Source organism: Dyadobacter chenwenxiniae (assembly GCF_022869785.1).
In the GTDB taxonomy this organism is placed as follows: Bacteria; Bacteroidota; Bacteroidia; order Cytophagales; family Spirosomataceae; genus Dyadobacter; species Dyadobacter chenwenxiniae.
Genome location: NZ_CP094997.1, coordinates 6,710,326 through 6,732,758, shown reverse-complemented (window position 1 = coordinate 6,732,758; position 22,433 = coordinate 6,710,326). Strand labels below are relative to the sequence as shown.

Genomic DNA, 22,433 nt, shown 5'->3' with positions numbered 1-22,433 from the left:
TCCTATTTTTGGCTTTTATTTACTCCCCTATTATACATAGCTTTTGAAATTCGCTGCAATAGATATTGGATCCAATGGTGCCCGCATGCAAATATCTTCGGTACTGCATGACGAGGGAATTTCCCGTTTTAAGAAAGTTGAATATGTTCGTTTTCCTCTAAGGCTTGGTCATGATGTTTTCACGGAAGGTCGGATAAGCCCCAACAGTGAGGATCGGATGATGAAGCTGATGCTTGCCTATCAACTGCTGATGGAACTTCATGAGGTGGACGATTACATGGCTTGCTCAACCTCTGCAATGCGCGAAGCCGACAACGGTTACGAAGTCCGTGAACACATTCAGCAGCGCACAGGCATCCATATTCAAATTATAGATGGGCAAAAAGAAGCGGAACTGGTTAATAATGTGGTTGTAAAATCGCTTAGTGAAGGCCAGTATATTCACATTGATGTAGGTGGCGGCAGCACGGAGCTGAATGTTTATAAGGACAGGCAAAAGATTGCTGCAAAATCATTCAAATTAGGCTCAGTAAGGCTTTTAGAAGGAAAAGAATCTAAAAATTCCTGGTTGAAGATTAAGGAATGGATTAATCAATATGTTGATTACTCTTTGCCTATCGAAGCCGTTGGAACGGGAGGTAACATTAACAAACTCTTTGACTTATCGTCCAAATTATCCGAAAGCTCCACCAGCCTGGATGAAATCGAAAGAATGCGCGATTACATTGCTTCTTTTACATTGGAAGAACGCATTAATAAGCTGCAACTCAACCCGGACCGTGCGGATGTAATTGTGCCTGCTGGCGACATTTACACTTCTGCAATGAAGTGGGCAGGCGCCACGGTGATCCACGTGCCTGATGTGGGCCTTAAAGATGGGATGCTGCAACTACTATATGATCGGGCTTGCCGCAAAAAAAAGCCCGAGGTTAAGCCCGGGCCTTTGTCAGCGTAAAAATTGTCGGGGCTACCAAACGTGTTCAAGGTCCTTAGCGGAATACTTGTGGTTTCTTTCAACGAAAACGGAGTCCTTAGCTTCGCGTTTCAATGCTAATGGGTTTTTCTTGCCCAACTTTGCAATAGCTGCAACCGGAAAAAGAACCACGAAGAAGACGAGCGACAAAAGGATTCGTCCATTAATAGCACCCAAAATTTCTGCAATCTTATACCAGCCTTTTACGATCAGGTCGCCTGCCGCGGGAATGGCAATGCTTAACATGCCAACTGCTGCCGCAGCGATCAGAAAATATTGTGATTTAAAAATAAAGTAAAGGACTACTAAACCGGTAACGATGACCAACTGTGCTTTGGCCTTATCTGATTCACTCATTTTGAATATTGGGGATAATTAAATGCAGTGGCTTTCGAAACCATTGCATATCTAAAAAGTCTAATCGTCGGCGAGTTAGAATAAGGTGTATATGAACGGAGCCACCGCTGAACCTCCACCGATAACAATCAGAACACCGATAAGTAGCAAAACGACAATCACAGGAGCCAACCACCATTTCTTACGCTCCTTCATAAAGGCAAACAAGTCTGTCAAAAAATCCATTTCTTTTGTGTTTTTATTTCAAAGATAAATATTTCAATATTTTTTAATACTATTTTCTCATTATATTATCATTAAGGCTTCTTCATAGCTTCTGTAAGCCTGTCTGCGATCAGCTTATTTAATGTTGCGCTGCCGTGTCCGTCGTTCTTTCCTACAACACGTTCCTTTTCAGGAATTTTCAGAACACCATCATTAATGCCCACTACGGTCACGCCTTTGGAACGCAGATAATCTTCAACAGGCTTGGTATAACCTGCACTTTTATCCACCTGAAACAGAAATGGGATAAACACGGCATACATTTTAGCACCCGTGCTGTCGCGGTAGTCGATCATTTTGGAAAGATCTCTCAGATGCGCATTAAGCACCGTTGTATCCGTGTAGGCAGTTTGAACAAATTTTTCAAATGTACTGAAACCTGTGTGGGGCAACTGCCAATAGATAAAATTGGGCAGATAAAAACGCTTCACCAATGTTGCCATCGGCCCTTTCAGATCCGCATAAGGTTCTGCACCTGAGAGTGAAAGACCTTTTTCGCGACCGACTTTCTCAATGTCGTTAGGGAAATATTCGAGAACGATAACGTCTGGCTTTACCGGGAATTCTACAAGCCTTTTTGCCTCGTCACGCGTATCGGCACCGGACATTCCCAAATTATAAACAGAATGCTTATCGGCTCCCAGTGAAGCTTCCAGTTGATTTGAAAACCGCTCGTTCACATCTTTCAAACCATGCCCGGCTGCAAACGAATCGCCAATGACCAAAATCTTTTTTTTGCCGGGTTCTTTTTTGATTTCTTTGTCATGATAACCCAGCGAATTAATAGGTTTCCAGTATTTCTCCCACCATATCTGTGAAGCCTTAGAAAGCACGCCTTCGTGGCTTTGAGGTATGTACATGAATATGATTTCCAGGAAGATAAGCGTGACAAGTAGCGGAACTGTGATCGTGACAATGTTGGCCAAAATCCCCTTTGCCTTACTTTTTACAACGCCATAATAGAAAATCCTGAGGATTTCAATGATGAGCAAAAACCAGAAGGCAAATTTCGCCAGCCGAACATACCAGCTATCTGCCTGCGGAAAACCGGGGTATTCAAATTTTATGTCAAATCTGTCGGGATAGAACAGGAAGATGAATAGTAAGCCGAGAAATAAAATGCGAATTACGCTTGTAACTATTTTAGAAGTCATTTGTGTATGTTACTGATATTCAAGGCGATTAATCCAGAACGAATTCTTCCTTCCAATTGTCCTTTTCAAGCCATTCAGGCTGTTGTTTTTTGTCAAAAATGAAATTACCAACTACGAGGTAATCCATTTCTGTACGCATAAAACAGCGGTAAGCATCATTTGGCGTGCAAACGATCGGCTCCCCGCGGACATTGAAACTGGTGTTCACGATCACGGCATAACCCGTAAGCGCCTTGAAAGAATTAATGAGCTCGTAATATCTTGGATTGGTTTCCTTGTGAACGGTCTGGATACGCGCAGAATAGTCAATGTGCGTAATCGAAGGCAAGTCCGAACGTTCAAAATATAGCTTTTCACGCAGGTCCAATGAATCATAATTAGCGGGAACCGGTTTGCGTCTGCCCTCTGCAACCGGGTGAACCAGCAGCATATAAGGCGAAATACCATCGTAATCGAAATATTCTGCGCAATCCTCTGCCAAGACAGAAGGTGCAAATGGCCGGAACGACTCGCGATATTTGATTTTGAGGTTCAACTTTTTCTGCATTTCAGCGTTTCTCGGATCTCCTAAAATGCTTCTTCCGCCTAATGCACGCGGTCCGAACTCCATCCTTCCCTGAATCCAGCCTACCACATTCCCTTCGGAAAGCAATTTGGCCGCGTCCACAGAAAGGTCTTTGAAATTTTCGTAATGCGTGTAGACCGCTTTGTATTTTTTGGCGGTTAAAGCCACGTCCAGATCGGAGAATGTTGGTCCGAGGTAAGAACCTCTCATGGCATCAGCCTTCCAGGTGATTTTCCTTTCCTGACCGAAGAAAATATGATACGCAGCCTGCGCAGCGCCTAATGCACCACCGGCATCCCCTGCAGCTGGCTGGATGAAAATATCTTTGAAAATGTTGGCTTTCTGCAGCTTACCGTTCGAAACGCAGTTCAATGCAACGCCACCAGCCATACACAGGTAATCTGCGCCAGTAAGCCTCTTCGCTTCTTTTGCCATCCGGATCACCGCTTCTTCTGTAATGTTCTGAATTGCTAGGCCGAGGTTACAATGAACGGGCTCAAGCGCGTCTTCAGGTCTTCTTGTTTTGAAACCGAAAAGTGCTTCCCATTTGTCCTCATTCACCATTTTCAAGCCGGTTGCGTAATCAAAATAATCTTGATTCAGCCACACAGAACCGTCTTCCTTTAACTCGATCAGATCTTTGAGAATGATATCCTCATATTTTTTAATATCAGGAGAAGTTGGGTTGCCGTAAGGCGCTAAGCCCATTAACTTATATTCTCCGGAATTAACCCGGAAGCCAAGAAAATATGTGAATGCAGAATATAAAAGTCCTAACGAATGTGGAAATCTCAGCTCTTTTAAAATGCTGATATCTTTTCCTTCGCCCAAACAAATCGAGGCTGTTGCCCATTCACCAACGCCATCAATAGTCAGAATAGCCGACTTTTCAAATGGTGAAGGATAGTAGGCGCTTGCCGCGTGCGACAAATGATGTTCAGGGAAAAGAAGCTTTACTTTTTTCTTTTTGTCATAACCCAACTTGACCAGCTCTTCATTGATCAGACGTTTTAAAAACATCTTTTCTTTGATCCAAACCGGCATTGCAGTTAAAAATGACCTCACGCCTCTGGGTGCAAATGCGTAATAGGTTTCAAGAAGTCGTTCGAATTTCAGAAGTGGCTTGTCGTAAAAAACGATTGCGTCCAGTTCATTTAATGTTAATCCGCCGTATTCTAGGCAAAATCTTACGGCTTCGGAAGGAAAACCCGGATCGTGTTTTTTTCGGGTAAAGCGCTCTTCCTGCGCTGCTGCAACAATTTCTCCATTATCAATAAGGGCTGCTGCCGAATCATGATAAAAAGCTGAAATACCTAGAATTTTCATTTACCTAATTAATAATTTACCACTAAGAACGCTTCCGGAGACATTTAAACCAGATGGCAATAGTGTGTTTTCCTGAACAAGTCTTATATATTTTTGATTTTCAATATCTTACAGAAAATCGATAGCACTTTATCCTTAAATTGACGACAAAGCTAGCAAAAGTTGACACAAATTAGGTATTATCCATATTTACACAAAAGAGAACGATTCAACGGTTTTGTAATTTAACCGGATTAATTATTCCAAATACCATGTAAGGCTTTCCGCGTGCTGAACCTGGGAAACCATACAAACGGCAAAAATAAGGAAATGGATTTTGAATAAATGTCATCTGCCGTTTACGATATGTTATTCCAGAAGCTTAAAATCAACAATAAATGTTGCCAGCTTATTGGAGAAATGTTGCGCTCCCCGCTCACTTACATGGCAGACGTCGCAAAAAAAACTTCCATCCTGCGGCATATTTCTCGCCATATCAAAGAAATGCTTGCCGCTCCGTTTTGCCATGTTGATAAGAATTTGATTATGCTTGTCAATGCCCTTTTTCACATTGTTCGCCTCGCCCCAGATCGTTACGGGAGATGCGTAATGGCACCCTGCGAAATGATCCATATCCTTCTGTTCACCGGTAAGTTTTACGCCTTCGGGAAAGTAGGAAGCGTAATTGAGCAGCAGCAATGCATCGCCGCGTCTTTTAGATAGATCAATGATGCCGCTTAGGTTTTTTTGATAAGATGCAGCGGTTTTAATCTTGGCCCCAAATTTTGCAAACGCAGGATCCACCTGCTCCTGGCTTGCATATACTTTTCTGTCCATTTTATCCCTTATCCCCCTCGTTACCAGATGACATACATAAGGAATTACGGTATAATTTATCTCCGGGTGCGACTGTAAAAGATAAATGTCGCTATACCACTTAATGTGCGAGTAATCAGCCCGGAAATCTTTATCGGGGATGCAGTTTGCGCGGTTTTCATTGATGGCTTCGTAATAAATGACAAGGTCATAGCTTTTGCCTGCCAACAATTTATATTTGATCAGATTATCCAGGGAAGTATGTCCGGCGGCGGCGGTGTTGTAAAAAGCAAACTTTTTTGCGTTGCCATATTTTTTACGCAGGATGGTGTCCAGCCGGGCTTCCATATTAGACCAAGGCGTGCTGATCACAGATCCGCCAAGAATGAGGACATCCTGAATGTCGTCATCATTTCGAATGTCTTTACCGATCATTTCCTTGATTGTGGGATAGAAGCCGGAATACAAATAATCACCTGGTTTCAACAGCGGATAGCCATAGCACATTAATGCTATCCTGAGAATTATTTCAGTGATAACGAAAAGAAAAAAAAAGAATATTAACGAAAAGAGGAACGGACGCCAACTCATTCTGACATAATCCGATACGTGGCTGTTTGTTAAAAAGAACAGGCTCCTTTCAACTGTATCGGTTGTGCCATATACGAGCAGAGACTCGTTTTGGATTTTTAGGTTACAATTTTTGTTGGTTTGTGATGCTCGTCCAGCGCTACAAATGTGAAAATACCTGTTACAGCCTTCTCCCGGCCCTCTTCATACATCTTCTCGACAAAAATGTCCACCCTGACTTTCATACTTGTGTTCCCAACTGTTTCCACGCGCCCTACGAGCTCAATAATGGTTCCTGCCGGGATAGGATGGGTAAAATCAATGCGGTCGGATGAGACTGTGACACAACGTAACCTTGAAAAACGGGTGGCCGCAATGAACGCAACTTCGTCCATCATGGACAGTGCTGTTCCACCAAAAAGGGTGTCGTAATGATTGGTATTATTGGGAAAAACGGTTTTAAAAACGCGTGCTTCGGAGGCAAGAATCTTTTCTTCTAATGTCAAAACAGTGGTTCATTTAATTTGACAAATGTAAAAAAGAGTCAGGAATAGTTACTCCTGACTCTTGATAACCTTGGCTTAATGCGCTACGGGAACAGATTCGCGCAAGATGTTCGCGGCGATAATCATGTTTTGCAGGGCAGCTTCCGTCTCGGGCCATTTTCTGGTTTTAAGGCCGCAATCGGGGTTAACCCAAAGGTTCCTGGCGGGAATTACTTTCAATGCTTTTTCCAGTAGAGCGATCATTTCATCAACCGTAGGCACTCTCGGCGAGTGAATGTCGTAAACGCCCGGCCCGATTTCATTGGGATAATTAAAATTGGCAAATGCATCCAGCAGCTCCATCTGCGATCGCGAAGTTTCAATCGTAATCACATCTGCGTCCATGGCGGCAATGGAATCGATAATGTCATTGAACTCGGAATAGCACATGTGCGTATGGATCTGCGTCTGGTCCGCAACACCGGCGGCGCTCAGCCGGAATGCATCAACAGCCCATTTGAGATAATTATTCCACGCATGTTTGCGCAGCGGCAAGCCTTCGCGAATAGCCGGCTCATCGATTTGAATGACCTTAATGCCCGCTTTTTCAAGGTCCACCACCTCATCTCGAATCGCAAGCCCGATCTGGAATGCGGTATCCTTTCTCGGCTGGTCATCCCGCACGAATGACCATTGCAGAATGGTTACCGGGCCCGTCAGCATGCCTTTTACCAATTTTTCAGAGTTGGCCTGCGCGAATGCCGACCATTTTACGGTCATCGCTTCGGGACGTTCCACATCTCCAAAAATGACGGGTGGTTTTACACAACGGCTGCCATAACTCTGCACCCAGCCGTTTTGCGTGAAAACAAATCCCGACAAGCTTTCGCCAAAATATTCAACCATATCATTCCGCTCGAACTCGCCATGCACCAGCACGTCGATGCCCAGCTTTTCCTGCCAGCGCAAGGAGCTCACAATTTCTTCCCTGATCCTGGCTTCGTATTCTTCAATGGTTAATGTTCCCTTTTTCAAATTTGCCCTCAGCTGGCGCACTTCGTCCGTTTGCGGAAACGAGCCGATTGTGGTTGAGGGAAATAATGGCAGTTGTAACTTTTTAATCTGGATAGCCTGACGGACCGGAAAAGCATTTTGTCTTTCGAAGTCACTTTCCTTCACACTTTGCGCACGCGCTTTCACCGCAGGCTTATGAATCAAAGCGGAATTCCTCCTGGTTTCAATCGCTTGCTGATTGGCAATAAAAGCCTCATCAGTGGCCCAATCCGTTGTGGCCAGCCGCTTTAATGTTGCTACTTCATCCAATTTCTGTTTTGCAAAAGCCATCCAGTTCTTGATTTCCGGCGTCAGCACTGCTTCATTTTTTTCCAGTTCCAAATCATGCGGGCTATGCAGCAATGATGAAGAAGGCGCTATCATTACGCGGTTTTCTCCCAGAACTTCAACAGCGCTCTTGATAAAATCCAGTGATTTTTGTAAATCATTTTTCCAGATATTTCTGCCATCCACAACACCCAGAGAAAGCTTTTTGGTGGAAGCGAAAAATGCCTGATCTGCCAGAATTTGAGGCAATGTTTCTGCGCCGCGCGTGAGGTCGATGTGCAATGCGTCAATGTTCAGGCTTGCTGCTGTGCCCAAATTATCTTCCAAAGCGCCGAAATACGAGGTTACCAGCACTTTTAACTTTGGTAACGCTTCCCGGATCTGTGTGTATGCGCTTTGCAGAGCCAACTTATCTTTTTCAGTTAAATCCAGAACCAATGCAGGTTCGTCCAGTTGAACCCACTCGGCTCCGCGGGATGCAAGTTCTTTTAAAATAGAAATATATACGGGCAGAAGATTGTCCAGCAGGTCAATCCGGTCAAAACCAGCCTCTTTTTCTTTGCCTGATAACAAATAAGTAACCGGCCCGACCAGCACGGGTTTGGTCAAAATCCCTTTTTGCAGCGCGTCTTCAAATTCGAGGATGATTTTATCAGAATATCGGCTGAATTTTTGGTTTATGGTAAACTCGGGCACCAGGTAATGATAGTTTGTATCAAACCATTTGGTCATTTCCATGGCCTTAATGTCCACACCGTCGCGCTGGACGCCGCGGGCCATCGCGTAATAAAGATCCAGCTCGCGGTTGGATTTGCCATCAAGCAGCTGGTGATAGCGCCCGGGAATGGCTCCCGCCATCAGTGACGTATCTAAAACATGGTCATAAAGAGAGAAATCATTAGACGGAATCAGATCAATGCCTGCATTCCTTTGCGTCTCCCAATTCTGATGCCGGATTTTCCGGGCCACTTTTTGGAGTTCCTCCCTGTCGATTTTTCCAGCCCAGAACTGCTCGCTGGCCTTTTTGAGTTCGCGGTGGCTTCCCACACGCGGGTAGCCGAGATTGTGTGATAACATTACCATTGTGTTTAAGAGTTAGTAAAACCCCTGTGAAACACCCCCCATCGGTAAAACATCTTCTGCCGGTTACAGAATCATTACTTACAGTAGCACGAATGCGCATAACTTGCACACAGTTCTTTTCGATTCCGCTTGCTGGATGAGGGCTCCAACAGCAAAAATCGCTGCCCCGATTGACGGGCGTTCACAAAGAACGTGGTAAAATTAAAATGAAAATTTCCCGATCGCCATTCCTGTCACGATTTAAGTGAAAGCGGTTACAATTAATATTTTGGGCAGGATAAAATATCTGTTTTAACGCATATTACATTCACCCAAAAGTGAATTTTATTGGCACAGATCCGGCATCAATGTCTGTTAACCTGCATCCGCACGGTGCGTAGGTTAATGTATTTTTTGAGGCCATTGATGGGTGACTCAAAAAAGAACCAGGAGAGCGAAGCAACGGCAATGACCAGCGCAAGGCTTACTACTTTTCCCATAGCTTCGGTGAGGATGATCTCAATTTTGAGAATTCTCTGGAATATTTTGATCAGAAGCGGCAACAGGATTGACGGCACAACCATATGATATATGTAAAGTCCGTAACTAATCTTGCCAATGTATCGTAATGCGGAATGATTGAGAATTTTTCCAGCAACAGATCTAAAACCATTTCCGTGGCTTGCATGCGCGACAAAGAACAAGCAAAAAACGGCCATTGAAGTCCGAAAAAACAATGTTACCAGCACAGAATCTGCGTGCGTCAGACAGAAGAACAAAAAGAATGTCAGCCCGCCCGCAGCGAAAATGTTTAATTTTCTGAGAAAAATTTCGGGCGACCTGTCATAGACAAGAACATAGGCCCACAGTGCGCCAAGGCCAAATGCATCCAGACAAGTCGGCATTAATACGCCCAGGTTATGCCCGAAAAAAGACAGCAGAAGCCTGCTGATAATCCCGAGAGCAATTGTACCGGCAATTACGTTTTTAATGAAACGCACCCGAACGCTCAGGATAATCAATGGCCAGAAAAGATAGAATTGCTCCTCGACCGAAAGCGACCATAATGTGGATAAAAGATCCGACCAGTTTGCGGTTTTTTCCAAAAGGAAATTAGAGATATAAAGAATGTAGTGTGCAGGATAAGTGTAAAAATCGGTGTTAATGGTTGGTATAAAAGGAATAGACTTCGCTTGCCAGATTACAAAAAGCAGAAAGTAATACAAAGGGAAAATGCGCAAACCCCGCCGTAACAGAAAATTCTTATAGGTTTGAGCAAGGCCTGCTTCTTCAACAGAAGCCTTGCTCACAAGCAAAATCCGCGTGATCAGGAACCCGCTCAGGACAAAAAACAATGTGACGCCAAGCGGTCCGTTCGCCAGCACATTAATCCCCTCTCCTTCCGGAAACCAATGAAAAAGGATGACCAATATGATCGCAATTGCGCGCAGGCCATCCAGTTGCCTGAAATATTCTTGTTGTTTTTGCATTTATTCATAAGGATTAGTCCGCTATAAATAAAATTACACTCCACTAAAACGAATACGCTTCACCAGGCTGACTATCAGCTATTCCTTACTATGTATCTCAATGTTCTATCCCCTTCGCCGCCTCCGCATCCAGCAAAAACTCAGCATTCATGTGATTTTGCAAAGCCGTCGCCGGGAACGCTGTTGTGACCGGAAATGCCAGTGCACGTTGAATAACCGGCGCTTTCGCACTTCCCGAGGCCATGAGGATGGCTGTTTTTGCCTCCATAATGTGCCGGATCCCTACCGTAATTCCCTGACTAATAACTGTTGGCCGCTTGAAATATTTTTGTCCAACCTCTTTAGTTACGTTTTCCAGCTCCGAAACATGCGCATAACTGTCCCAGGGCGTTCCCGGCTCATTGAGGGCTAGATGTCCATTCATGCCCACGCCCAGGATGATCAAATCCAGGCCGCCAAGACCTGCAACAATCTTATTAATTCTCATACATTCTTCCTCCGGATCAATCGCTTTTCCATCGAAAAACACGATCTGGTCTTCGCGTAAACCAATAGGTTTGAGAAAATCTTTATTCAATAAATTTCTGCATCCCCCATCATCCTCCGCTCCGAAACCGACCCATTCATCAAGGCCGATGAAAACGCATTGGGAAAAATCAGTCATGCCTTTTTGGTTTGCAGATACCAAAATTTCAAACATGCCAAGAGGTGTGCTGCCGGACGGCAGACAAATAACCGCGGTGGGTTTTTTGGAAAGTAGAGCCATTACACGCTCGGCCGCGGCTAGGCTCATTGCTTTATAATCCTGGTAAACGTTGAGTTTTGGTTTCATAATTTAAATAAAAAGTGTTTGAAAAATTCATAATACAGACATTCTTTTCGGGAAAGAAACATTTATCCTTGAAAAACACCAAAAACTGAGAGTCCAATCCTAACTTTACCGCATAATCCCGATTGTTCATTCTCACTAATCAAAAAATGGAATACCGTATAGAAAAAGATACCATGGGTGAAGTGCAGGTGCCAGCTCATGTTTACTGGGGCGCACAAACGCAACGCTCGATCCAAAACTTTCCTATTGCCCAGGATATCAACAAAATGCCTAAAGAAATCATCAAGGCATTTGCATATTTGAAAAAAGCCGCAGCTATCACCAACTACGAGGCAGGCATCCTTCCAAAAGAAAAAAGTGACCTTATCGGTCAGGTTTGTGACGAGATTCTGACCGAACAACTCGACGACCAGTTTCCGCTTGTCGTGTGGCAAACGGGCTCGGGAACGCAATCGAATATGAACTGTAACGAGGTGATCGCTTATCGGGGACACGTATTGCAAGGGGGCGAGCTGGCTGATAAAACAAAATTCCTTCATCCGAACGATGATGTGAACAAGTCACAGTCTTCTAACGACACATATCCAACGGCCATGCACATTGCTGCTTATAAAATTCTCGTGGATGTAACTATTCCGGGCATTGTTAAGCTGAGAGATACATTAAAAGCCAAATCCGAGGCTTTCAGAAACGTCGTTAAAATAGGTCGTACGCACTTTATGGATGCGACCCCGCTTACATTAGGACAGGAGTTTTCGGGTTATGCGTCTCAACTGGACCATGGCTTACGCGCGATCTACAACACACTGGCGCACCTTTCGGAACTTGCATTGGGTGGGACGGCTGTTGGAACGGGTATTAACACCCCCGAGGGCTATTCGGAAAATGTTGCACGCCACATTGCCATATTAACCGGACTGCCATTTATCACCGCTGAAAACAAATTTGAAGCATTAGCAGCACACGACGCGATCGTAGAAGCACACGGCGCGTTAAAAACCGTTGCTGTGAGTTTGATGAAAATCGGTAATGACATCCGCATGCTGTCATCAGGCCCGCGTTCCGGCATTGGTGAGATCCATATTCCTGATAATGAGCCAGGAAGCTCTATTATGCCTGGGAAAGTGAATCCAACACAATGCGAAGCCATGACAATGGTGGCGGCACAAGTGATGGGTAATGATGTCGCGATTGGCATCGGTGGCTCGAACGGACATTTTGAATTGAACGTGTTCAAACCATTGATGGCCTACAACTTCCTGCACTCGGCACGCCTGATCGGCGATGTTTGCGTTTCCTTTAATGATAATTGCGCCGTGGGCATTGAACCCTTGCATGAGAACATTAAGAAGCACGTGAACAATTCGCTCATGCTGGTTACGGCTTTAAACACAAAAATTGGTTATTACAAAGCTGCGGAAATCGCTCAGACAGCCCATAAAAATGGCTCGACATTGAAAGAAACCGCTGTTGCGCTGGGTTACCTGACGCCGGACGAGTTTGATGCGTGGGTGAAACCGGAAGATATGGTAGGAGACAATAAATAGTTTTTAATCCAATGTAATCAAATGCTCCGTCAAACCTGGCGGAGCATTTGATTTTAGGACTTGCCCGGCTATGAATATCAAAAACACCTTGATGGCAGATCCAATTCAGTCCAAAAGACGAGCGGCCGAAGTTGCAGCATACGCTTGCCTGGATCCTGCACATTTTGCTGAATTAATGCAATGTTTTCTTTCGGACCATTTCAGGCTTGCCCAGCGCGCGGCTTACAGCGTCGGCATGGCAGGCCGCCAGCGACCGGATCTGATGGAGCCGCACATAGGTTCACTGGTGGACCAGCTCGAAAGAAAAGATATCCATGATGCCGTCATCCGCAACAGCGTCCGTATTCTTCAGGAAGTTGAAATCCCGGAAGATCTGCATGGCCGGGTGATGGATGTGTGTTTTGAATTTATCCAAAACCGGCAAGCAGCGATTGCGATCAGGGCATTTTCGCTTACAGTGTTATACAATTTTTCAAAAATTTATCCCGAAATTAAAAATGAACTGGGCATAATTATTGAGGAGGCGATGGAGTTCGAAACGCCTGCGTTCAGGGCAAGAGGAAAGAAAATTCTGGCCAACATTAAAAAGCAAAAGCATCCTCAACACAGGTAAAACAGCTTACTTTACTTCTTTAAAACAAAAACAGCAAATGACTATATACTGCTATTCCATGCTGGACGATTCGCTGAGAAAAAACCTCAGTGAAGCACTGCAACCCCATCATAACGTTCATTTTCGTACCGGGACATCAACTGAGGATGAGAGCCTGGCAGCCTTCAAAACAGCAGATTATATCCTTGGCAACCCGCCGGTTGAATGGTTTGACAATGCTTCCGATAATCTTAAATTCTGGCAGCTTGATTCGGCTGGATTTGACCAGTATGCAACTGTAAACATTCAAGAGCGCGTGAAGGTGGCCAATATGGGCGACTGGTTCGCACGCCCTTGCGCCGAGTCCATTGTGGGCGGCGTGCTTGCGTTATACCGTGGCCTGGATACGCTGACATTGCTGAAACAGAAGTCGGAATGGGTCGGATCGAAACTCAGAGCTGAACTTAAAATTCTATACAAGCAGAATGTGGTCATCCTGGGAGCAGGGACAATTGGTTTGGCCGTCAATACAATTTTGAAAGGATTTGGCTGCAACACCCATCTCATGGCCCGGACTTCGCGGGAGGCAGACCTTCACAGCAAAGAAGAACTTTTCACCGAGCTGCCTTTTGCAGATCTGGTAATTAACACGCTGCCCGGAACCGCACAGCATTTTGTTGATCAAACATTCTTTTCCAAAATGAAAGAACGCAGCGTGTATGCAAGCGTAGGCAGAGGCAGCACGACAGACGAAGACGCATTGATCGACGTGCTGCAATCAGGTTACCTGGATGGCGCCGTTTTGGATGTGACCGAAATCGAACCTTTGCCGGAAAGCAGCCCACTTTGGACTTTGGAGAATGTAATCCTGACGCAACACACCGGTGGTGGACACAGCAATGAGCACATGGGTAAAGTGGATTTATTCCTGAATAATATTTTTGCAATGGAGAATGGCGGGAATATTGTCAATGAAGTGAATCTGCGCAGAGGTTATTAAGCAATCATCAGATCAAACATTTAATGCAACAAACACATATAGCAGAAAAGATAAAGGAAAAGTATTTCCAGAAGTTTGGCGAAACATCAAATCCGGATCAGGTAAGGACTTTTCGTTCGCCGGGAAGAATTAACCTGATCGGCGAGCATACAGACTATAACAATGGCTTCGTGCTGCCAGCCAGCGTAGATAAGGCGGTTTATTTTGTGATTGAGGCAAGAGACGACGACCAGGTTATCCTGCACGCCGCAGACCTGGATGAGACATATTCATTTTCCGTTCAGGATCTTTCCAAACCAGCGCAGTCCTGGACTCATTATCAGTTGGGGATTATTGAGCAGATCTATAAAAAAGGACTAAAAATCGGCGGTTTCCAGACCACATTCGGCGGCGATGTGCCGGTTGGTGCCGGATTATCTTCCTCGGCAGCATTGGAATGCTGTCTCCTATTTGCCTTGAATGAATTGTACGATCTCGGTCTTGACAGATTCAGCATCGTAAAAATGTCCCAAAAGGCTGAAAACGAATATGTTGGTGTACAATGTGGCATTATGGACCAGTTTGCTTCGGCATTTGGAAAGGAAGAGTCTGTAATCCGGCTCGATTGCCGCTCATTGGAATACGAATATTTTCCATTCCCCATGCAGGATTACCTTTTGGTGCTTTGCGACACAAACGTAAAACATTCCCTGGCCAGCTCGGAATACAACACGCGTCGTCAGGAATGTGAAAAGGGCATCGCTATCCTGCAAAGATATCACCCGGAAGTGCAAAGTCTCAGAGATGCGACACCAGCAATGGTCGAAACGCACAAAGACGAACTGGGCGACATCGTGTATCGCAGATGCAAGTTTATAACCGAAGAAATTCAGCGCGTTCAGGATGCCTGCGACCTGCTCGTGGAAGGGAATCTGGTTGATTTTGGCAAAAAAATGTACGCCACGCACCAGGGACTGCAGCACGAATATGAAGTAAGCTGTCCGGAGCTGGACTTTTTGGTAGACCAGACATTAGCAGATCCTGCCGTGCTGGGTGCCAGGATGATGGGTGGCGGATTTGGCGGCTGTACAATTAATCTGGTTAAAAAAGATGCAGTTGAGGCTTTTGAACAAAAAATGAAAGCAGCTTACCAGGAAAAATACCAGATTGACCTGCCTTGTTATAAAGTAAAAATCACCACGGGCACAGAGGAAATTATTTGAATTTGAAACTATTCTCAGGCAAACCTTTAACCATTGACATGAAAAAAATATTCTTTTTATTCACCGCGCTGACCAGCTTTTACCTTTTCAGCTGCTCCAAATCAAACAAAGAAGAAATGATCAGTACGATTTCAAAAGAATCTTTCGGCAAACTGCCCGACGGCCAGGAAGCAGACCTTTATACGCTTACCAATTCAAAAGGGATGACCGTGAATATTACCAATTATGGCGGCATCATTACTAAATTAACTGCGCCTGATAAAAATGGTGAGTTTGCTGATGTCGTACTAGGTTTTGACTCACTGGCTCCTTACCTGGCTGGTCACCCGTTTTTTGGTGCATTAGTAGGTCGTTACGGCAACCGGATTGCAAAGGGACAATTCAAGCTGAACAATGAAGAATACAAGCTGGCCATTAACAATGGACCTAATTCATTACATGGCGGCATTAAAGGCTTTGATAAGGTGCTCTGGAAAGCGACGGAAATCAATAAGGATTCGATTGTTGGCCTTCAACTCGAATATGTGAGCAAGGATATGGAAGAAGGTTACCCGGGAAATCTGACTGTTAAAGTGGTTTACACCCTGGACAATGACAATGCATTAAGCATTAACTACACGGCAACAACGGACAAGCCAACGGTTATAAACCTGACAAACCACTCGTATTTCAACCTTACAGGATTGAAAAGAGACATTCTGGATCATGAGATCATGATTGAATCAGATAGCATTGTGCCTATTGACACGACATTGATTCCGACGGGAAAACTTCGCGCGGTTGAAGGAACGCCATTTGATTTCAGAAAGCCAACTAAAATTTCCGCTGGCATTAATAAAGTTGAAGACGAGCAAATCAAAAACGGCGGCGGTTACGACCATTGCTGGGTGCTGAAACGCAAAGAACCAGGCTTAGTTTTGTTCGCAACTGCGAAAGACCCGGAAAGCGGCCGTAAATTGGAAGCTTTCACCACCGAACCCGCTGTTCAGTTCTACTCAGGAAACTTCCTCGACGGAACATTAAAAGGCAAAAACGCCACTTACGTCAAAAGATTCGGCTTCTGCCTGGAAACAGAACATTACCCAGACTCCCCAAACCAACCTCAATTCCCTTCCACGGTGCTGAATCCTGGGGATACATACCAGACGACAACAAAATATCGGTTCTCGGCCAAGTAAATGAATATGCTTGGAAAGAGCGAATCATTCGGGATACACGCATCCCAAGTGATTCGCTTTTTCATAAGCTGTATTTTTAGTATTTTTGCCCATGCCGACCGTATTATTTATCCACGGATTTCGTTTTTTCTTTTATCTGAACGAGCATGAGCCGATCCATGTTCACGTTAAAAGGGGCGATAGTGAAGCGAGGATCGTGTTGGTGCCTTTTATTGATATTTCCTACTGCAGGGGATTCAAGAAAAATGAAATGAGGACCATTATCGAGATAATATCCAACAACTATGAAACCATTATTGAAGCCTGGCACTCGACCTTCCATGAGTAAAGAGTTAATGGATCTTTTATCTGGTCCTGAGGAAGATATCAATGTCAATGCTTCTGATGATTTTGATAAAATAATTGAGTCCAGCAATTTGAAGATTCAGCATTTCACTTTTTTTCGTGATCTGGATCTCATTGTATTTATTTTGAACAACAAAAGAATCATTCAAAGGGCATTATCCTCGTTTCCAATACTTGAACAAGCCGAGGATTATCATTTATACCAGTATCAGGTTTCGGATTATGGCATCCACTGGCCCGATCTTGACGCCGATATTAGTCTCAGAGGTTTTTTGGTAGAAGAAACCAAAAAGCTCGTTGCTGCATAAATATCTTCATTCATTAACACTTCCAATGCTTACCAGAACAGTAAAAATCAGCAATGTTACCAATTTGTCCGATGCACGTTATTGTGCGGGGATGGGCGTGGAAATGCTGGGTTTTTCGATTGATGAAGATTCTCCTAATTATATTTCCCCAAAAAAGTTTGAGGATATTTGCTCATGGCTGGCCGGCGTGAACCTCATTGCCGAAACCGCGCAGACGGACCCTGAGGCCATCATTCAAACGTTGGCCAACTATCCCGTGCACTCCGTACAAGTGGAATCGCCAGGACTTTTAAATTATCTTAAAAGTGAATTAAACCTCCCGCTGATCCTCCGAATTAGCGTCGACCTTTACGAAGCAGACGAGATCAGTTCCATATTAAGTCGTTACGAAGGCGAAGTGTCCCATTTCCTGCTGGAGAGTGATAACGAAGCCGAGCTCACTGAAAACTGGATGCAGGTGCTGGGAAACCTGGCTGGCGAATATCCGATCTTGATCGGCTTCGGGCTTGATAATGAATATACTGTAAGCGCGCTCACAGAACTTTTTCCAAACATTGGCATCGCATTACGCGGAAGCGAGGAAATACGTCCTGGTTACAAAGATTTTGGCAGCATGATGGACATCCTCGAAGCTTTGGAAGAACAATAACATCCAAAAACCCCTCTTATAAGTCAATTAATAATAGTTCTCACTAAAAATACCCGCTCAACACGCCCTCCCGCCGATAATAATTTTCCGATTTGCAGTATCTTGCATTACCTACTACCTTTGATTACAAATAAACGCTAAGCTAATCATGGAAAAGAAATTGCATCGCATACCTGACCAGGCAGTTTTCGGAGGAGTCGCATCCGGAATTGCTCAATACTTTCAAATTGATGTTGTTATAGTCCGCGTACTGTTCGTTGTAATGCTGCTGCTGCCGATCCCGCCAACATTTGGAATGACTGCATTTATTTACATTATTCTGTGGGCTGTGCTGCCAACCGGACCAGTTGAAACCATTTATACAACCAACACATCATTTGACACGAATCCGCCAAGACCATCAGATCCTGTTTCAGACAAAAAGAAATCCGACCAGACGGTGATGATATTGGGCGCTGTGTTGATATTTTTCGGAGCTGTGATGCTTGTCGACGATTTCCCGGTTTGGTATCAGTTTAAAAAATATTTCTGGCCAATCGTTTTAATCGCCATCGGAGCGTTTTTGATCCTTCGCCAGCGCGATAAGGAGCACCAAAATAACACAACTGTTTACCCGACAACGCCTCCGCCGCCAGTTGATCCGATTGCACCAGAGCCGGAGCCACAACCTTATACACCGTTTACTCCCTCGACGACGACAACATCAACGACGCATTTCCCCGAAGATCCCGAAGCGAAAAAACCGGATGACGAGGACGATCAGGTGATCAAAGTAAATTGATAAAAAGCATTATAACCGACCCGGTTTTCACATTTAAATAAATACAGCCATGAACTTTCGAAACATTTTCTGGGGAGTGATCCTCATCATTGCCGGATCTCTTTTCTTGATTGAAGAAATAACAGCATTCGATTTCGGCCGCTTTTTCTGGCCTATTATCCTGATTACAACCGGTGCGCTTTTATTATTGCGTAACTACTTGAATTCTGATATTTCCAACCGTTCAAACATTTAAAACCATGAAAAACTCACGCGGTATAGTTTGGGGTGGATTGCTAGTCATATTTGGAATGCTCTGGCTGCTTCGGAATATGAATCTCCTCAACATTGATTGGGACCTGATTCTGCCCTACTGGCCTGTATTACTGATCGTAGCGGGAGCATTGCTTATCGCAAAAGGCAACGAAAGCAGAGGGCTCGGCGGATTAATTGGATTGCTGATTACGCTTGCTGTATTTGGCGGCATTGTCAATAAAACAGACCAAGCCTTCGACCGCCACGCCGACAACTGGGATTGGAACTGGGACAACGATGACGATAACGAGCATTATGGTTATAATGATCACGATGACCATGATAACAATAATGACGATGAGGATAGGGATGAAGACTACGAAAATGACCGTGGGAACCGTGATAGCAAAAGGCCCATCAATGGCAACTACAAGTATGAAATGGAGGATTTTATTCAAAAAGCCAATTTTCATCTGGAAGGCGGAGCGGGTTCTTTCACACTGAATGGTAACACGCAGAAGCTTTTTGAAGCCAACACAAAAAGCACAATGGTGGGCTTTTTATCCAATACATCCATTAACAAACTGGATAACTCTGCCACTGTCAACCTCAAAATGGAGGAAGGTAATGTAAAGATCAATAAAGGTGAAATTTCCAACCAAGCCAAAATTCAATTGAACGAAAGGCCAATCTGGAACATTGATTTGGGCATCGGCGCCGGAAAAGGCAATTTTGATTTCAGTAATTACAAAGTCGAAAAGCTTAAAGTAAGTACGGGTGTTGCCGATATGGACATAAAAATGGGCGATAAGGTTGCCACTTCAAACATCGACATTGAGGCTGGGGTCGCATCCATTACATTGGAGCTGCCTCGCTCTGTGGGTTGTGAAATGCATATGGACGGCGCATTGAATGCTAAAAATATGGATGATCTGGACAAAATCAGCAATGGCCTTTACCGCTCTCCCGACTTTGACAGCGCCTCCAAAAAGATCATTATCCACTTTGAAGGCGGCCTGACAAGCATCAACATCAAGCGCTATTAATACACCCCGAAAATAGAAATGAATATCTTTGCAGCTTATCGCAACGATATTCATTTTTTTTATGCCTCAAAAAGTCCTGTTTATAAGTCTGTTACTCCTTTTCTTCTCCATAATGAGCATTGCTCAAAAAACGGATAATGCATCCGGCAAGAAAACAACCATTCCTGCCATGGAACAAAAAATGATAGATCAGGGATTAGTTGACATTCAAAAACTGGATCCGAACATTCAGGTTGAATTGAAGTATTCTACAACCGATAATTTCGTGGGAAAAGACGTTTACGGGGATTTAAATCGCGCTTATCTGCAACCGGAAATGGCGAAGCGGCTGGTGAAAGCAAATGCACTTTTGAGAAAAAACCATCCCGATTATACATTGCTGGTTTACGACGCAGCCCGCCCGAATTCCGTGCAATTTGCACTTTGGGATGCGCTGGATAACCTCAAAATTCCAGCAAAAAACAAGAAAATGTATGTTGCAGATCCCAAGACCGGCTCCAACCACAACTTTGGCTGCGCGGTGGATTTGACTGTCGTTGACGAAAAAGGAAAACCATTGGATATGGGGACCAAATATGATTTCTTCGGTCCCCTGGCCTATCCCCGTTCCGAACAGGAAATGTTGAAAAAAGGCAGGCTTACCAGCCAGCAGATCAACAACAGACAGATCCTCAGGAAAGCGATGAATCAGGCTGGTTTTGCAACAAATACAACGGAATGGTGGCATTTCGATGGCATGTCCAAGGCTCAGGCGCGCACGAAATATGGCATGATCAAATAGATTATTCCTTCTTCACCGTGCTCCCGCCGGACGTTTTCTTATCCACATCGGGATTGCCTTTATAGCGCACATTGCTTGCGCCGCTCGCATCCACTTTCAGTAATTCTGAAACGCAAACCCTGGCAGTGCTGGCTCCTGACAATTCCAGATCCGATTCCTGCGCAACGAGATCAAAGGCATCCAGCTGAGAAGCGCCGGAAAGTTCACCGTCCAGATACTTGCCTTTGCCGAACATTAAAAGCTGCGACGCACCAGCGAGATCAAACTTGAAATCACGGCCTGAGCCCTCAAACTCAACCTTTGAAGCGCCGGATAATTCAAACTCCAAGCCAGGCAAATTTTCAAAACCCTCCATTTTTGCCTTAATAGCACCCGAAAAATCAACCTTTTGAACATCCGGCATGGTAATGTCGATGTACATCGGCTCCCGGCGGTTACGCCAGGAATTGTTGTAACGCGCAATTAGTTTTCCGTTTTCAACAAACAAGTTCAGATCATCCAGATCGTTGAGTTCCCCTTTTGCAGAAACAGAAAAAGAGCTTCCGGCTTTGACGTTCAACCGAAATGCATCGCCCATTTCCAGCTCATCAAAATTCCGGAAATCATAAGTTCTCGTTCCTTCGCCACGCGGCGGAATGTCGTCCTGGGAATCGACGTAGACACAGGATTGGATAACAAAAGCAAAAAGGGCAAGCGAAATGGAAAAAATAAAATGTTTCATGGCTAATAAATATGATTATGAAATATGGCTAATGCACGCAGATCAGGGCGTTTGGTTTAAGACAATTACCCCCCGTGCCCCCCCTATTCATAAAAAAATATTTTTGGCATAGGGGTGTTGGGGGGGGCAGTTGTCTTATAAAAAAAGCGAATTAACCTTGTCAGCGACCGCTCTTCTTTATCGGGAACCATTAATCGAAAGAGATTATTTATTTTTGACCGAAAATCAAAAATATAACTCGGTGTACTCTTCCGACCCAGATATTGTCAATGCCATAAGGCAGGGCGATGAACAAGCCTTTGAGCAGACTTTCCGACATTACTATCAGCGACTTTGCAATTACGCCTGCACTTTACTCAAAGACGAGGAAGAGTCAGAAGAAGTTGTACAAACCGTTTTTTTAACAATATGGGAGAAAAGAAAAGATCTTGAAATAACATTATCATTAAAATCCTACCTCTATCGTGCTGTTCACAACCATTGCCTCAACCGCTTCAAACACGCATCGGTGCGGCAGGTGCATAAAGAACACACATTGAATTTCGGCGCACAATCTTACGAGTCGGTAACAGAAGTGATCCATGCAAATGAACTGGAAGAACGAATAGAAAAAGCAGTGAGCACATTACCAGAACAGTGTCAGAAAGCATTCAGGCTCAGCCGCTTCGAAGAACTGAAATACCACGAAATAGCAGACCAACTGGGAATTTCGATAAAAACAGTAGAAAACCAGATTGGTAAGGCGCTGAAAATATTGCGCATTGAGCTTGCAGATTATCTGCCCGGATTGCTTTGGCCGGTTTATCTTATTGTTGAACAGCTAACCAGATCGTAA

Annotated in this window: 24 protein-coding genes; 14 read left to right on the top strand and 10 right to left on the bottom strand. The window is 44.4% G+C overall.

Annotated elements, in window-relative coordinates:
* The first annotated feature begins 43 nt into the window (after window positions 1-43).
* A complete protein-coding gene (locus tag MUK70_RS28920; protein ID WP_234603858.1) occupies window positions 44-955 on the top strand; it encodes a Ppx/GppA phosphatase family protein in 912 nt (303 codons plus the stop codon).
* A 12-nt stretch (window positions 956-967) separates the two neighbouring features.
* Here MUK70_RS28920 and MUK70_RS28915 read toward each other — a convergent pair whose 3' ends face one another.
* From MUK70_RS28915 to MUK70_RS28875, 9 genes are all read right to left on the bottom strand, one after another.
* On the bottom strand, window positions 968-1,330 hold the full coding sequence (locus tag MUK70_RS28915; protein WP_234657885.1) for an SxtJ family membrane protein: 363 nt from the start codon (window positions 1,328-1,330) through the stop codon (window positions 968-970).
* Between the two features lie 75 nt (window positions 1,331-1,405).
* Entirely contained in the window at window positions 1,406-1,555 is a 150-nt protein-coding gene (locus MUK70_RS28910; RefSeq protein ID WP_169719989.1) for a DUF5989 family protein, read from the bottom strand.
* Window positions 1,556-1,626: 71 nt separating this feature from the next.
* Window positions 1,627-2,748, bottom strand: coding sequence for an SGNH/GDSL hydrolase family protein (locus MUK70_RS28905; RefSeq protein ID WP_234657883.1), 1,122 nt, complete (start codon window positions 2,746-2,748; stop codon window positions 1,627-1,629).
* 28 nt (window positions 2,749-2,776) lie between these two features.
* Entirely contained in the window at window positions 2,777-4,639 is a 1,863-nt protein-coding gene (locus MUK70_RS28900) for a carbamoyltransferase family protein (protein ID WP_234603861.1), read from the bottom strand.
* 348 nt (window positions 4,640-4,987) lie between these two features.
* Complete coding sequence (locus MUK70_RS28895) at window positions 4,988-5,941, bottom strand: hypothetical protein (RefSeq protein ID WP_234657882.1); 954 nt, start codon at window positions 5,939-5,941, stop codon at window positions 4,988-4,990.
* A gap of 182 nt (window positions 5,942-6,123) precedes the next feature.
* Complete coding sequence (locus tag MUK70_RS28890) at window positions 6,124-6,510, bottom strand: acyl-CoA thioesterase (RefSeq protein WP_234657880.1); 387 nt, start codon at window positions 6,508-6,510, stop codon at window positions 6,124-6,126.
* A gap of 75 nt (window positions 6,511-6,585) precedes the next feature.
* Window positions 6,586-8,907, bottom strand: a complete 2,322-nt coding sequence (gene metE / locus MUK70_RS28885; protein WP_234657878.1) for a 5-methyltetrahydropteroyltriglutamate--homocysteine S-methyltransferase — start codon at window positions 8,905-8,907, stop codon at window positions 6,586-6,588.
* A gap of 350 nt (window positions 8,908-9,257) precedes the next feature.
* A complete protein-coding gene (locus tag MUK70_RS28880; RefSeq protein ID WP_234657875.1) occupies window positions 9,258-10,382 on the bottom strand; it encodes an acyltransferase family protein in 1,125 nt (374 codons plus the stop codon).
* Window positions 10,383-10,479: 97 nt separating this feature from the next.
* Window positions 10,480-11,214, bottom strand: a complete 735-nt coding sequence (locus MUK70_RS28875) for a glucosamine-6-phosphate deaminase (protein WP_234657873.1) — start codon at window positions 11,212-11,214, stop codon at window positions 10,480-10,482.
* A 146-nt stretch (window positions 11,215-11,360) separates the two neighbouring features.
* Here MUK70_RS28875 and fumC point away from each other — a divergent pair, with 146 nt between their 5' ends.
* The 12 genes from fumC (at window position 11,361) to MUK70_RS28815 (ending at window position 20,877) form a co-directional block, all read left to right on the top strand.
* Window positions 11,361-12,761 carry a class II fumarate hydratase gene (gene fumC / locus MUK70_RS28870; RefSeq protein WP_234603872.1) on the top strand — a complete coding sequence of 467 codons (1,401 nt, stop codon included), beginning with the start codon at window positions 11,361-11,363 and terminating at the stop codon, window positions 12,759-12,761.
* A 91-nt stretch (window positions 12,762-12,852) separates the two neighbouring features.
* Entirely contained in the window at window positions 12,853-13,374 is a 522-nt protein-coding gene (locus MUK70_RS28865) for a HEAT-like fold family protein (protein WP_234657872.1), read from the top strand.
* 37 nt (window positions 13,375-13,411) lie between these two features.
* Window positions 13,412-14,353, top strand: coding sequence for a D-2-hydroxyacid dehydrogenase (locus MUK70_RS28860; protein ID WP_234603875.1), 942 nt, complete (start codon window positions 13,412-13,414; stop codon window positions 14,351-14,353).
* 23 nt (window positions 14,354-14,376) lie between these two features.
* A complete protein-coding gene (locus MUK70_RS28855) occupies window positions 14,377-15,555 on the top strand; it encodes a galactokinase (RefSeq protein WP_234657871.1) in 1,179 nt (392 codons plus the stop codon).
* Window positions 15,556-15,593: 38 nt separating this feature from the next.
* Complete coding sequence (locus tag MUK70_RS28850; RefSeq protein WP_234657870.1) at window positions 15,594-16,733, top strand: aldose epimerase family protein; 1,140 nt, start codon at window positions 15,594-15,596, stop codon at window positions 16,731-16,733.
* Between the two features lie 91 nt (window positions 16,734-16,824).
* Complete coding sequence (locus tag MUK70_RS28845) at window positions 16,825-17,061, top strand: DUF4160 domain-containing protein (protein ID WP_234657869.1); 237 nt, start codon at window positions 16,825-16,827, stop codon at window positions 17,059-17,061.
* Window positions 17,054-17,386, top strand: a complete 333-nt coding sequence (locus MUK70_RS28840) for a DUF2442 domain-containing protein (protein ID WP_234657868.1) — start codon at window positions 17,054-17,056, stop codon at window positions 17,384-17,386. Before MUK70_RS28845 ends, MUK70_RS28840 begins: the two co-directional genes overlap by 8 nt.
* A gap of 25 nt (window positions 17,387-17,411) precedes the next feature.
* On the top strand, window positions 17,412-18,035 hold the full coding sequence (locus MUK70_RS28835) for a hypothetical protein (RefSeq protein ID WP_234657867.1): 624 nt from the start codon (window positions 17,412-17,414) through the stop codon (window positions 18,033-18,035).
* Between the two features lie 148 nt (window positions 18,036-18,183).
* Complete coding sequence (locus MUK70_RS28830) at window positions 18,184-18,816, top strand: PspC domain-containing protein (protein WP_234657866.1); 633 nt, start codon at window positions 18,184-18,186, stop codon at window positions 18,814-18,816.
* 49 nt (window positions 18,817-18,865) lie between these two features.
* On the top strand, window positions 18,866-19,051 hold the full coding sequence (locus MUK70_RS28825; RefSeq protein ID WP_234657865.1) for a LiaI-LiaF-like domain-containing protein: 186 nt from the start codon (window positions 18,866-18,868) through the stop codon (window positions 19,049-19,051).
* Window positions 19,052-19,055: 4 nt separating this feature from the next.
* Window positions 19,056-20,096: a toast rack family protein gene (locus MUK70_RS28820; protein WP_234657864.1), complete on the top strand. Its 1,041-nt coding sequence runs from the start codon at window positions 19,056-19,058 to the stop codon at window positions 20,094-20,096.
* A gap of 61 nt (window positions 20,097-20,157) precedes the next feature.
* Entirely contained in the window at window positions 20,158-20,877 is a 720-nt protein-coding gene (locus tag MUK70_RS28815) for a M15 family metallopeptidase (RefSeq protein WP_234657863.1), read from the top strand.
* Window position 20,878: 1 nt separating this feature from the next.
* On the opposite strand, the gene MUK70_RS28810 is transcribed toward MUK70_RS28815, so the two are convergent.
* Window positions 20,879-21,598, bottom strand: coding sequence for a head GIN domain-containing protein (locus MUK70_RS28810; RefSeq protein ID WP_234657861.1), 720 nt, complete (start codon window positions 21,596-21,598; stop codon window positions 20,879-20,881).
* A gap of 241 nt (window positions 21,599-21,839) precedes the next feature.
* Here MUK70_RS28810 and MUK70_RS28805 point away from each other — a divergent pair, with 241 nt between their 5' ends.
* Window positions 21,840-22,433, top strand: a complete 594-nt coding sequence (locus MUK70_RS28805) for an RNA polymerase sigma-70 factor (RefSeq protein WP_234657860.1) — start codon at window positions 21,840-21,842, stop codon at window positions 22,431-22,433.

Coding starts and splice junctions, on each gene's coding strand:
- MUK70_RS28915 (WP_234657885.1), bottom strand. CDS start 1,330: ATGAGTGAATCAGATAAGGCCAAAGCACAGTTGGTCATCGTTACCGGT.
- MUK70_RS28910 (WP_169719989.1), bottom strand. CDS start 1,555: ATGGATTTTTTGACAGACTTGTTTGCCTTTATGAAGGAGCGTAAGAAA.
- MUK70_RS28905 (WP_234657883.1), bottom strand. CDS start 2,748: ATGACTTCTAAAATAGTTACAAGCGTAATTCGCATTTTATTTCTCGGC.
- MUK70_RS28900 (WP_234603861.1), bottom strand. CDS start 4,639: ATGAAAATTCTAGGTATTTCAGCTTTTTATCATGATTCGGCAGCAGCC.
- MUK70_RS28895 (WP_234657882.1), bottom strand. CDS start 5,941: ATGTGCTATGGCTATCCGCTGTTGAAACCAGGTGATTATTTGTATTCC.
- metE (WP_234657878.1), bottom strand. CDS start 8,907: ATGTTATCACACAATCTCGGCTACCCGCGTGTGGGAAGCCACCGCGAA.
- MUK70_RS28880 (WP_234657875.1), bottom strand. CDS start 10,382: ATGCAAAAACAACAAGAATATTTCAGGCAACTGGATGGCCTGCGCGCA.
- MUK70_RS28875 (WP_234657873.1), bottom strand. CDS start 11,214: ATGAAACCAAAACTCAACGTTTACCAGGATTATAAAGCAATGAGCCTA.
- fumC (WP_234603872.1), top strand. CDS start 11,361: ATGGAATACCGTATAGAAAAAGATACCATGGGTGAAGTGCAGGTGCCA.
- MUK70_RS28865 (WP_234657872.1), top strand. CDS start 12,853: ATGGCAGATCCAATTCAGTCCAAAAGACGAGCGGCCGAAGTTGCAGCA.
- MUK70_RS28860 (WP_234603875.1), top strand. CDS start 13,412: ATGACTATATACTGCTATTCCATGCTGGACGATTCGCTGAGAAAAAAC.
- MUK70_RS28855 (WP_234657871.1), top strand. CDS start 14,377: ATGCAACAAACACATATAGCAGAAAAGATAAAGGAAAAGTATTTCCAG.
- MUK70_RS28850 (WP_234657870.1), top strand. CDS start 15,594: ATGAAAAAAATATTCTTTTTATTCACCGCGCTGACCAGCTTTTACCTT.
- MUK70_RS28845 (WP_234657869.1), top strand. CDS start 16,825: ATGCCGACCGTATTATTTATCCACGGATTTCGTTTTTTCTTTTATCTG.
- MUK70_RS28840 (WP_234657868.1), top strand. CDS start 17,054: ATGAGTAAAGAGTTAATGGATCTTTTATCTGGTCCTGAGGAAGATATC.
- MUK70_RS28835 (WP_234657867.1), top strand. CDS start 17,412: ATGCTTACCAGAACAGTAAAAATCAGCAATGTTACCAATTTGTCCGAT.
- MUK70_RS28830 (WP_234657866.1), top strand. CDS start 18,184: ATGGAAAAGAAATTGCATCGCATACCTGACCAGGCAGTTTTCGGAGGA.
- MUK70_RS28825 (WP_234657865.1), top strand. CDS start 18,866: ATGAACTTTCGAAACATTTTCTGGGGAGTGATCCTCATCATTGCCGGA.
- MUK70_RS28820 (WP_234657864.1), top strand. CDS start 19,056: ATGAAAAACTCACGCGGTATAGTTTGGGGTGGATTGCTAGTCATATTT.
- MUK70_RS28815 (WP_234657863.1), top strand. CDS start 20,158: ATGCCTCAAAAAGTCCTGTTTATAAGTCTGTTACTCCTTTTCTTCTCC.
- MUK70_RS28810 (WP_234657861.1), bottom strand. CDS start 21,598: ATGAAACATTTTATTTTTTCCATTTCGCTTGCCCTTTTTGCTTTTGTT.